At 48.1% G+C, this 10,995-nt stretch carries 11 protein-coding genes; 5 read left to right on the top strand and 6 right to left on the bottom strand.

All coding sequences use genetic code 11. The annotated features are described in order from the left end of the window. Positions 1–194, top strand: a 194-nt coding sequence (locus AC3WRW_RS32315; protein ID WP_492550316.1) for a hypothetical protein, incomplete at its 5' end; no start/stop codon positions are given. Between the two features lie 36 nt (positions 195–230). On the opposite strand, the gene AC3WRW_RS32310 is transcribed toward AC3WRW_RS32315, so the two are convergent. Then, a complete protein-coding gene (locus tag AC3WRW_RS32310) occupies positions 231–527 on the bottom strand; it encodes a transposase (protein ID WP_492550315.1) in 297 nt (98 codons plus the stop codon). Between the two features lie 194 nt (positions 528–721). On the opposite strand from AC3WRW_RS32310, the gene asd reads away from it, so the two are divergent. Further along, the gene (gene asd / locus AC3WRW_RS32305; RefSeq protein ID WP_492550314.1) at positions 722–1,510 is read left to right on the top strand and encodes an archaetidylserine decarboxylase; all 789 of its coding nucleotides are present in this window, start codon (positions 722–724) and stop codon (positions 1,508–1,510) included. A gap of 29 nt (positions 1,511–1,539) precedes the next feature. Next, positions 1,540–2,793, top strand: a complete 1,254-nt coding sequence (locus AC3WRW_RS32300; protein ID WP_492550313.1) for an MFS transporter — start codon at positions 1,540–1,542, stop codon at positions 2,791–2,793. A gap of 122 nt (positions 2,794–2,915) precedes the next feature. Here AC3WRW_RS32300 and AC3WRW_RS32295 read toward each other — a convergent pair whose 3' ends face one another. Together AC3WRW_RS32295 and pdxR are read right to left on the bottom strand one after the other, a co-directional pair. Next, positions 2,916–4,355 (bottom strand): NAD-dependent malic enzyme, encoded by a 1,440-nt coding sequence (locus tag AC3WRW_RS32295; protein WP_492550312.1) that lies wholly within the window; start codon positions 4,353–4,355, stop codon positions 2,916–2,918. 76 nt (positions 4,356–4,431) lie between these two features. Next, a complete protein-coding gene (gene pdxR / locus AC3WRW_RS32290) occupies positions 4,432–6,036 on the bottom strand; it encodes a MocR-like pyridoxine biosynthesis transcription factor PdxR (protein ID WP_492550311.1) in 1,605 nt (534 codons plus the stop codon). 132 nt (positions 6,037–6,168) lie between these two features. On the opposite strand from pdxR, the gene AC3WRW_RS32285 reads away from it, so the two are divergent. Next, positions 6,169–6,759 carry a GNAT family N-acetyltransferase gene (locus tag AC3WRW_RS32285; RefSeq protein ID WP_492550310.1) on the top strand — a complete coding sequence of 197 codons (591 nt, stop codon included), beginning with the start codon at positions 6,169–6,171 and terminating at the stop codon, positions 6,757–6,759. A gap of 114 nt (positions 6,760–6,873) precedes the next feature. Next, positions 6,874–8,184 (top strand): aminotransferase class I/II-fold pyridoxal phosphate-dependent enzyme, encoded by a 1,311-nt coding sequence (locus AC3WRW_RS32280; protein WP_492550317.1) that lies wholly within the window; start codon positions 6,874–6,876, stop codon positions 8,182–8,184. Positions 8,185–8,276: 92 nt separating this feature from the next. On the opposite strand, the gene AC3WRW_RS32275 is transcribed toward AC3WRW_RS32280, so the two are convergent. From AC3WRW_RS32275 to AC3WRW_RS32265, 3 genes are all read right to left on the bottom strand, one after another. Continuing rightward, positions 8,277–8,480: a hypothetical protein gene (locus tag AC3WRW_RS32275; RefSeq protein WP_171687092.1), complete on the bottom strand. Its 204-nt coding sequence runs from the start codon at positions 8,478–8,480 to the stop codon at positions 8,277–8,279. A 324-nt stretch (positions 8,481–8,804) separates the two neighbouring features. Then, a complete protein-coding gene (locus AC3WRW_RS32270) occupies positions 8,805–10,262 on the bottom strand; it encodes a sensor histidine kinase (RefSeq protein ID WP_492550309.1) in 1,458 nt (485 codons plus the stop codon). Between the two features lie 145 nt (positions 10,263–10,407). After that, positions 10,408–10,629 (bottom strand): hypothetical protein, encoded by a 222-nt coding sequence (locus tag AC3WRW_RS32265; RefSeq protein WP_492550308.1) that lies wholly within the window; start codon positions 10,627–10,629, stop codon positions 10,408–10,410. Positions 10,630–10,995: the final 366 nt, after the last annotated feature.

Raw genomic sequence — 10,995 nt, 5'->3', positions numbered from 1 at the left:
GGGTTGGGGCAGCTGAAGCCGCTGGAGATGGCGCCAGCGAAGCTGATCCGGCTGGCGGAGCGTTATCTTTTGGATGGGACGAGCATCCGATTACAAGCAAAGATAACGCTGCCGCGCACACTGTACTGTTGATTAATCTAGAACTGATACGTTTCACGTTCGCTCCTGCCTCTTTTTTCCGTCATACTTCATAGACGATCCAGAAATGAAATAGTTACCGTAGTTTCGGACTATTCGTTTCTAAGCTCCCGAAACAGCCATATCCACAGCATGTAGATCCCATAGCTTCCTAGGTAAGCTCCGCTCATCAGAAATAACCGGTTTTTGAAAACAGCATGAATATTCGTCATAAACACCGTATCGTCCCGCAAAATCTCATACACCGCCAATGCGGTAATGATGCCAAACGCATACGCGCTCCCCACGGCCAGCAAATGAAACAAAATACGGCAGGTCGCAAAAAGCCAAGCGCCAACTACCATACAAGCCGGAATCAAACCTATCAGCAGCACGATCATGAAAGACATTGTGCAAGTTCACCTCATTAACAGCATTGACAAGCATATTTCACCTCAAACAGCCATCAGGCTGTTTTTTTGGCCTCCTACCTTGAAGTTCCTTCTCCATTCGACAATTGATTCTTTTACCTTTCTGTGGCAAGATTAGCGAAGAACCATATATAGGGATCTTTGCCTAACCACGAATGAACAGGAGTTAATTTATGTCAAAACCGTTTTTTAAATTGCTAACCGAGCTCTCCTCACGCAAATGGGTATCCCAAGTGACAGGAGCTTTTGCCAGGTCCAAAGCAAGCAGGATGTTCATTCCTCGTTTTGCCCAAACCTACGGTATACGTATTGAAGATGCTGAGAAGCATGTGAAGGATTATAAGTCCTTAAACGATTTCTTTACCCGCCGCTTAAAACCGGGATTGCGCCCGATTCACGAAGACCAAACCCGCGTCGTCAGTCCGGTTGATGCCATGATTACAGGGATTGGCGACATTAAAGAAGGCTTGATCGTCAATGTCAAAGGTCAAGACTACACGATCGAGGAGCTGCTTAACCGCTCGCCCCGTACGGTCAATTACAAAAACGGTTTCTATTTCGTCCTGTATTTAAGCCCGACGGACTATCACCGCATTCATTCGCCGGTAACGGGGGACATCCTTGAGAAAGAGCATGTACTCGGCAAAGTATATCCCGTGAACGAATTCGGCCTGCGCCATATGAAGCGGGTACTAAGCCGGAATGAGCGGCTAATCACATTCATCCAGCATCAAGCGGGTGAAGTTGCCGTCGTTAAAGTAGGGGCGCTGAATGTAAGCTCGATTCAATACGTTAAGCCGCTTCCCAAAACATTGGAGCGCGGTCAAGAACTGGCCTATTTCGAATTCGGCTCGACCGTCGTGCTTCTTTTTGAAGATGACATGTTTGAACCTCGCCCTGACTTGAAACTTGGATCCAAAGTAAAAATGGGAGAAGACCTCGGTCGTTTCCTGGATAAATAAAGGATTCGCTATCCTGAGAGGAGAGCATCATGGCTGCCATTACAACACCGTCCTCCGGCTCCAAAAGCTTGCAGGGTACCGGAGATATTAAACCGACTGTGTATCGAATTTTATTTGCAATCGGCCTTGTTCATTTGCTGAACGACTCGATTCAATCTGTTATTCCTGCGATCTTCCCGATCCTGAAAAGCGAGATGGGCTTAAGCTACACCCAGGTTGGATGGGTACAGTTCGCCATCAATTTCACGGCTTCCATCATGCAGCCCGTTGTCGGACTATATACGGATCGCAAGCCGTCTCCCTATATGCTGCCGATCGGTATGGCCTCTACGCTGACGGGGATGCTGCTGCTGGCTTTCGCTCATTCGTATTGGGTCGTCCTGCTGTCCGTATGCTTTGTCGGGCTGGGCTCAGCCGCTTTCCATCCGGAAGGCTCCCGGGTGTCGCATATGGCGGCCGGGGGGCGCAAAGGTCTCGCGCAGTCGATCTTCCAGGTCGGCGGCAACTTCGGCCAGTCCTTGGCCCCGGTCATGACCAAATGGATTTTCATCCCGCTTGGACTCTTCGGGTCCATCTGGTTCACCGGCGTTGCAGCGGTCGCGATTGCCGTACAGCTGTATATTGCCCGCTGGTACAAATCCGTGCTGGTCACTGCTCCGGTCAAGGCCAAATCCGCCGTGAAGCGGACCGTCAATCCCGTACACCGCAAACGCGTGATGTTCGCCATTTACGTGTTGATCTTTCTTGTGTTCATCCGGTCTTGGTACGGCGCAGCCATGAGCGGCTACTTCGCATTCTTCCTGCACGATACCTACGGTATGTCAATTAACCGTGCGCAGGATTTCATCTTCTTGTTCCTCGCGGCTGGCGCGGTGGGAACTTTTTTTGGCGGCCCGCTCGCAGACCGCTTCGGCAAGCGCAACATCATTTTCTTTTCAATGCTGGGCTCGGCGCCTTTCGCTTTGCTGCTGCCGCATGTCGGCATGACTTGGTCTTATATTTTACTCGTCGTCATTGGCGTAATTCTGTTATCCAGCTTCTCTGTCACCGTCGTTTACGCCCAAATGCTGTTCCCTGGAAAAGTAGGGACCGTATCCGGACTGATTACCGGATTAGCCTTCGGACTTGGCGGTATCGGCAGTGTCGTGCTTGGAAATCTCTGCGACGCGATCGGAACGACGAAAGTGATGGAATTATGCGCGTATCTGCCGCTACTCGGCATATTAACTTTCCTGCTTCCGTCTGATCGCAAGTTAAGGGAATGGACAGAGGAAGAGAATTAAAAAAAAACCTTGCTCAGCAAGCTGGGAACAGCTTCTTGGGCAAGGTTTTTCGCTATACAGCAACTAAAAACAGCCCGGTGCGCTCATCTAAGAGCTGCACCGGGCTGCTTTTATCATCACGTCTATTCGTGATGGGAATCTTGCGTCTCGCGCTGACTGCGGCGGCGGGCCACACCTGATTCATAGGCGGCTTCCATCACGGCTTCGCGTACTTTTTCAACAACGGCATGGTTGAATACGCTCGGAATAATGTAATATTCGTTCAGCTCGTCTTCATTTACCACAGAAGCAATCGCTTTGGCAGCGGCAAGCTTCATTTCTTGCGTGATACGGGAAGCACGGCAATCCAACACGCCGCGGAAAATCCCCGGGAAGCAAAGCACATTATTGATTTGGTTCGGATAATCCGAACGGCCTGTCGCCATTACGCGTACGTATGGCTCCGCATCTTCCGGCGTAATTTCCGGTGTCGGGTTCGCCATGGCGAAAACGATCGGGTCAACCGCCATTTTCTTCACATCATCCACTTTGAGCACGCCAGGACCGGAAAGACCGATAAAAATATCAGCATCGGCAATCACATCAGACAAAGTCCCTTTTTGTGAAAAAGGATTCGTATTATTCGCATACCAGTCCCACGCGGAATTCGTGTAGCTTTCTCCACGGACAATCGCGCCTTGACGGTCCACGCCTACGACATTGGTGACGCCTGCAGCAAGCAGCATTTTGGTACATGCAATCCCTGCCGCGCCGATACCCGTGATGACTACTTTGCAATCCTCCAGCTTTTTGCCTACCAACTTGACTGCGTTAAGCAAGCCTGCAAGAATAACGACCGCAGTTCCGTGCTGGTCATCGTGGAATACGGGAATGTCCAACTCATTAATTAATCGTTCTTCGATCTCAAAGCAACGCGGCGAGGAAATATCCTCCAAATTAATGCCGCCGAACGCAGGTGCGATTGCTTTTACGGTACGGATAATCTCTTCTGTATCCTGTGTGTCGAGACAGATCGGGAACGCATCAACGCCTGCCATTTGCTTGAACAGCATGGCTTTCCCTTCCATTACCGGCATCGCCGCTTTCGGCCCGATGTTGCCTAGCCCGAGTACCGCGGTCCCGTCGGATACGACAGCAACCGTATTTCGTTTAATCGTTAGCGAGTGCGATTTAGCCGGATCTTCATGAATCGCCATACAAACACGGGCGACTCCCGGCGTATATACACGGGACAGGTCGTCCCGATTTTTAATCGGCATTTTCGGAGTGACTTCAATTTTACCGCCCAAATGCATAAGGAACGTTTGGTCGGAGACATTAATTAACCGAACACCGGGAATTCCCTTTAATACGGCAACAATCGTTTCGGTATGTTCCGGGTCGCTTACTTGAACGGTAATATCCCGTGTCGTTGTTGTTTTGCTGGCCCGCGTTACGTCAACTGCGACGATATCGCCTCCTGCATCTCCTATGGCTGTAGCAATTTTCCCAAACGTGACTTGTTCTTTATGTATTTCCAAACGCACAATCACGCTTGTGCCTCCACCATTTAATCCTGCCATTTCGGATCACTCCTACAATAAAATGATTAATTGACCACATGTTAGATCATAGCATACTCTGACAACCATGCCAAAATCATTTTGGTGATTTTGTGACAATTTCATATGCCTCACTCAGAGCGGCAACGCCGAGGCGTATCTCCTCTTCCGTGAGATGGGCAAACCCGAAGCATGCCCCGGCTTTGCCTTCGGGGATGCCGTAGGAGCCGGCGTCGCTCCATGTGACGCCGGCTTTACGGCACTCGGCTGCATAAGCGGCATAAGTGCGGGAGTCTCCCCGCCACCAGCCGAACAGATGCAGCCCCGCATCACTCTCCACCCATTCGAAGAGGGTGGAGAGCCGCTCCTGCAGCAGCGCTTGCAGGAGCAAGAACTTGCTCGCGTACACCCGCCGCATGCGCCGCAGGTGCCGCTCGTAACCGCCGCTCGCCATGAAAGCGGCGAGCGAGCGCTGTTCGAGCAGCCCCGAAGGGTGCGGCTCGTATAGCCGCTTCGCGGCCATAAAAGCGTCGTGCAGCGCCTCCGGCAGCACGACATATCCGATGCGCAGGTCCTGCAGCATCGTTTTGGAAAAGGTGCCGATGTAGACCACTCGGCCCTCCTGGTCCAGCACCTTGAGCGGCTCAATCGGCCGCCCGCGGTGCCTGAACTCGCTGTCATAATCGTCTTCGACGATGACAGCGCCCTGCTCCGCCGCCCAGCTCAGCAGCTGCTGGCGGCGCTCCAGGCCCAGCACCGCTCCCGTAGGGAACTGGCGGCTGGGCGTCACGAACAGCAGCCGGGCGTTCCACGGCTGCGGAACAAGCCCTTGCCCATCTACAGCCGCGTGGATGGGCACCCCGCCGGCCGCCAGCACAGCGCGGCTGGCGCCTTGGTAACCCGGGCGCTCCACAATGACGGGATCGCCTTCGTTCACGAGCACCTGGGTCAGCAGCGCGATCGCTTGCATCGACCCGTTCACGATGACGATGCGCTCTGGCGGCGCATCGATGCCGCGCATCCGCCTAAGGTGCTGTGCGATCGCTTCGCGAAGCGCATAATGCCCCTCGGCGACGTAAGCCTCTTCCTGCGGCGACTTCGTCATCCGCCGTACCTGCTCATACATCCCGCGGTTCCACAGCTCCCGCGGGAACTCCTCCAAGTGCGGCCGACCCATAACAAACGAAATCTCTCTCAGTTGCTTTTGCTCTTGCTTTTGCTCTTGCCGTAGCTCTCGCGCTCTCTCATACTCTTGCCCTCGTCCCTGCCCTCGCTCTTGCTCCTGTTCCTGCCTTTGCTCACGCTCTCGCATCTGTTCTTGCCATAGCTCCCGTCCTAGCCCTAGCCCTAGCCCGCGCCCACGCCCATCCCGCTCCGCCTCACGAACCCGCAGCCCCCAGTCTGAAAGCCGGATATCCTTCCCCTTATACGGCTGCCGTTTCTCCTGCTCCCCGCTGTAGACGACAAAAGTTCCTCTTCCAACTTCAGCCTGCAAATACCCTTCGGCAATCAGCATATCGTAGACCTGATTCACTGTTCCCCGCGACAGCCCGTAAAGTGCCGCCAGCTCGCGGCTCGATGGGAGCTTCGTATCGCGGTGCAGTTTATTCGCCAGGATGCTGTCATGCAGAGCATGATACAGAGCGGCATATTTACCTGCATACTGATTTCGATAGGCGTGATAAGGGATGTGAAACTCCATGCTTACTCCCTCCTTCCCCATTCAATTGGTACATAAAAAGGCGCACAAATTGGATCTTTTTATTATTCCAATATTCCATTATGCTAACTAAAATCTCATATATCTGACACTTTGACAAGGAGAATTATGCCAATGAATTTCCAGCCTATTCTTTTAGAAGGAACACAAGTCGTTCTGCTCCCTATGCAGGAATCCCACATTAGCGGTCTTGCGGAGGCAGCCTCGGATCCGGCCATCTTTGCTTACATGACACCGCTGCTTCACCTTTCAGCTGTTGAACAGTTTGTCCGTCAGGCACTCGATGAGCAAAAAGCAGGCCTTGGCATCCCTTACACCGTCTATGACAAACAAACCGACACCTTTGTCGGCACCACGCGTCTATTCGATTATTCCGCCGCCAACCGCCACGTCGAAATCGGGCATACCTGGTACAACCCCCGTGTATGGCGGACCAGAGTTAATACCGAATGCAAGCATTTGCTGCTGCAGCATTGCTTCGAAACCTTAGATCTGCTGCGTGTCCAAATCAAAACAGACCTGAGAAACGAGCGCTCCCAAGCGGCAATCATGCGTTTAGGCGCCCACAAAGAAGGCGTACTCCGCCAACACCGCGTGCTTCATGACGGCTATGTGCGAGATACGGTCATGTTCAGCATCATTGCTCACGAATGGCCGGATGTGAAGCTGCGGTTAGAGGGATTTTTAAATCAGGTACGGGTCTAGATTGGGAAGCAATCCTTTCCAAAAATAATTGTTGCACGCCGTGACGTACGTAAGCATAAGTGGTATAATAACTGCAAAAAATGAATAGCTCATTGGAAGGAATGACCCATGCTTATGAATCCTCTGGCAAGACAGTTAAACGAGACCCTGGAACGTGAAAATTCTCACGTATTTGACATGCTTTCTGCATTAGGTAAATCGATTTACTTCCCGAAAGAAGGCATTCTCAGCCAATCTGCTGAAGCTAAGGCCAAAGCTAAGAAATACAATGCGACAATCGGCATTGCCATCGAGAACGGTCAGCCGATGCATTTGAAGGTCATTCAAGATACTCTCTCCACCTACGCACCAAAAGATATATACGAATACGCGCCGCCAGCCGGCAAGCCCGAGCTTCGTACGGCATGGCGCAAAAAAATGCTCGAAGAAAACCCTGAAATCGGCAGCAAACTGATCGGCAACCCGATCGTAACGAATGCATTGACGCACGGCCTCAGCATCGCCGCTGACCTGTTCGCAGATGTTGGCGACGCCGTAATTATTCCGGACAAAAACTGGGAAAATTACGAGCTCACATTCGAAATCCGCCGCGGCGCGAAGATTGTGAACTACCCGCTATACAACGAGGATCAAAGATTTAATGCCGCCGGCCTCCGCGATGCGCTGCTCGCTCAGCAATCCAAAGGCAAAGCGATCGTTGTCTTGAACTTCCCGAACAATCCGACGGGCTACACGCCTGGGGCTGAAGAAGGCAATGAAATCGCATCTGCCATCAAGGAAGCTGCTGAAGCCGGAATCAACGTCGTGGTGCTGACAGACGATGCTTATTTCGGACTTTTCTTCGAAGGCTCGCTGCACGAGTCCTTGTTCGGTAAATTAGCGGACATTCACCCTCGCGTACTTGCGGTCAAAATCGACGGAGCTACCAAAGAAGAGTATGTCTGGGGCTTCCGCGTCGGTTTCGTCACATATGCCGGCCAAAGCGAAGCACTGCTTAGCGCTCTGGAACAAAAAACGATGGGCATCATCCGGGCAACGATCTCCAGCGGCCCTCACCCATCCCAAACGTTCGTGCTTCATGCGCTTAACTCTCCTGAGTTCAATCAGCAGAAGCAAGAGAAGTACGAGATTATGAAAGGCCGCGCTAACCGTACAAAGTCCATTTTGGACTCCGGCAAGTTCGATGATGCATGGGGCTACTACCCATTCAATTCCGGATATTTCATGTGCTTAAAGCTCAAAACCGTTGATGCCGAAGCATTGCGTGTCCACTTGCTGAACCAGCATGGCGTAGGCACCATCGCGCTAGGTGCGACCGACCTCCGCGTTGCTTTCTCTTGTATCGAAGAGGGCAGCCTGGAAGAGCTGTTCAACCTCATTTATCAAAGCGTTAAAGAAATAGAAACCGTTTCGGCCATCAAATAACCGAACGACAAAAGGCTGTCTCATTGGGTCTGAATGGACCTATGAGCAGCCTTTTTTTCATATGCTGTTATTGAGCATCTTGCGTTCGTCATTTAACCCGCTTCCGGATCAAGATGAAAATAATAAAGCTCCAAAGCTACAGGGGATAGGGGATAGAATGCTGTTTCGCCATACTCGTCGTGTTCTGTCCGTTCCTGCCGGTTCGCCATAACTTTCTGAAAGTCGTAAGGACGTTGGCGTGAAAAATGTTTAAAATTTTTTCTCTCGAACTCCATCGAAGATGCCAAACTGCTCATTACCATCTCTCCCTTCACGCTTACAAATGTATTATTACATTCATTAATATATTATATATTGTATAACAAAATAATTACACTGTGCAATAATAAAAATTAAATTATTAAATTATTATATAACATTAAATTGTCGACTGCATTGCCATTCTTCCATTTTTTTTGTGCAGACAGCCTTTTTAAAAATGTTATATCTATTTTGTTACCTGGTACCTTGCAATTCGTCGTATTTAACTTACAATAAATGACCTCGGCATTTCCTTCCGGAATGGTGAGGTTTTTTTGCGATACTATGATTTACTGCAAACCGCCTCTTGCTCTGGATTGTTAACTACCAGTTTCCATATAAATAGGCAGCCAGATCTTAAAGATCGAACCTCTACCTTTATAACTAGTCACTTCTACGGCTCCATCATGCTCATCTAATATCCATTTTGCAATCGATAACCCTAATCCGGTTCCTGGGGTTTTTCCTCTAGAAGAATCTGCACGGTAAAATCTATTAAAAATGTGGAGTAATTCATCATTATCCATTCCTATGCCTGTATCTTTAATAATTAATCCGATCCTGTTTCCAATTCTTTCAAAATCCATTCTTACATACCCTTGATCTGTAAACTTAAAAGCATTATCAATAAAAATGAATAATAATTGTTGCATATAATCCCTGTCAGCTAAGATATAAACCCCAAGTAATGATTCTATATTTTCTACTGTCCAATCAACTGTTTTTGGTATAAACTCAGACTTTCTTACCACTGTTTCAACAATAGGCTGTAATGCATAAACTTCTTTGTTAATCTGAAGACCTCCATCAGCTCTCGCCAGTGACAAAAGATCGTTCACAAGTCTCCCCATTCTCTTTGACTCGTCTGTCATATCATTCAGTGCTTCTAAAGAAATTTCGATTTCTTCTTTTTCAGGTAGATCATACAATTTTTCATGCAAAGATTTCATCAGCTTAATAAGAAATTCAGCATTTCCATTAATCGTTGTAAGTGGTGTCCTAAGCTCATGGGAGGCATCGGCAACAAACTTTCTTTGAGTGGCTGATGATTGTTCCAATTCAACATAAATGGAGTCTATACGTTGAAGCATACTATTCATCGTTTCACTAAGTAATCCAATTTCATCCTGAGGACCTTTATAATTTATCCTTGTCGAAAAGTCTTCACTATTTTTAATATTTTTTGTTGCATTTATTAAAGAATACATTGGTTGTAAGGCTCTTTTAGAAAAAAGCCACCCCATAAACATCGCAAGCAGCACCACAAAAACTGATAACAAACAAAGTATCCATTGCAAACTATAAAGGAAATTCCCTATAACACCGATGTTATAAGCAGCCTGTAGAACACCAACTAACTTTCCTTTTAGGATCAACGGATGATTGTATATTAAAAAAGGCGAGTTATGAATGCTTACCGAGGAATAAAAGCCCTCTTTTTTCTTTTGTAAATCCTCCGTTGAAAATGGTAGATCAACATTCCATAAATTAGATGATTTGGTCTTGTAGCCACTAGTGATATTAGTTATCTGCATAAAGATTCCCGAGCCAACTGTATCAAAATCATCAAGTCGGATAAATAAATTCCACCCGTTAGGCGAAAGTTCCAATTGATAGGCTACGTTCTTTTGTATGAGATCAGTCTGGTCCCTTAGTGACTTTTTTAAATCATTAAATATGTAAAATTGTAAAAAAAAGTAGAGTGCTATGCCAAAAACTAATAATGCAAATCCCAAGATAGTTGAATAAAGTAAGGTTAGTCTTAAACGAATAGTCACTTGTTTTATCACATCCAGACCATGATTTATATCCCTTAATTATCCATATTTTGATTAATTTAATATGAATATAAAATGAATTTTGCTCTTTTCAAATAAAAAAAGCCCCTTTTCGGGGAACACTCCTGAGATCGAATTGTTATAATCAAAACTTCATCTGGCACTGCGGCGGCAAAGTCACGACAAACATCGATTGACTGCGGGAAAATCGTTGGCCGCCCACTTGAACCTCATGATCGTTGTATGCCTCCACTAGTCCTCCGCCGGTCATACTGCCGTCCGTCAAGACCATCACGTATTGGCAAAACAACATGGCGTTATCAAACTCACAATCCAGATGAATCGTTCTCATGTGAATATCCCACATTCCGATATGCCCCTCTCGCATCCTCCCATATTTACGTATAAACTCCTATATTTTTCAATAGTTAGAGTATACCATCGGGCGAGTTACATAAAGGTTACAGTCATTTTAAAAAACCTTAAAAAACCATCAGGCAGTTCATCCTGACGGTCCTTTTAAGGTTGACGTATATCGCTCAACTTGAAATCTGATGGGAACTCCATTCCCTTATTTCGACGAAAAGCGGAAATTCGGGCGCTCGAGGGAAACTACAGGGTCTTATTTCACCACATGATCTAAATATCTGCTCGAATGATGGTAGACTTTTCTGTATACACACACTAAGGAACAACCTTTATAATAAATACAACAATAAAGGTTAGAGGTGTG

This window comes from Paenibacillus sp. FW126-R14, assembly GCF_058789495.1.
This window is presented reverse-complemented; position numbering and strand designations above follow the sequence as displayed.

Coding starts and splice junctions, on each gene's coding strand:
- pdxR (WP_492550311.1), bottom strand. CDS start 6,036: ATGGAGTTTCACATCCCTTATCACGCCTATCGAAATCAGTATGCAGGT.
- AC3WRW_RS32300 (WP_492550313.1), top strand. CDS start 1,540: ATGGCTGCCATTACAACACCGTCCTCCGGCTCCAAAAGCTTGCAGGGT.
- AC3WRW_RS32295 (WP_492550312.1), bottom strand. CDS start 4,355: ATGGCAGGATTAAATGGTGGAGGCACAAGCGTGATTGTGCGTTTGGAA.
- AC3WRW_RS32275 (WP_171687092.1), bottom strand. CDS start 8,480: ATGAGCAGTTTGGCATCTTCGATGGAGTTCGAGAGAAAAAATTTTAAA.
- AC3WRW_RS32285 (WP_492550310.1), top strand. CDS start 6,169: ATGAATTTCCAGCCTATTCTTTTAGAAGGAACACAAGTCGTTCTGCTC.
- AC3WRW_RS32265 (WP_492550308.1), bottom strand. CDS start 10,629: ATGTGGGATATTCACATGAGAACGATTCATCTGGATTGTGAGTTTGAT.
- AC3WRW_RS32310 (WP_492550315.1), bottom strand. CDS start 527: ATGTCTTTCATGATCGTGCTGCTGATAGGTTTGATTCCGGCTTGTATG.
- asd (WP_492550314.1), top strand. CDS start 722: ATGTCAAAACCGTTTTTTAAATTGCTAACCGAGCTCTCCTCACGCAAA.
- AC3WRW_RS32280 (WP_492550317.1), top strand. CDS start 6,874: ATGAATCCTCTGGCAAGACAGTTAAACGAGACCCTGGAACGTGAAAAT.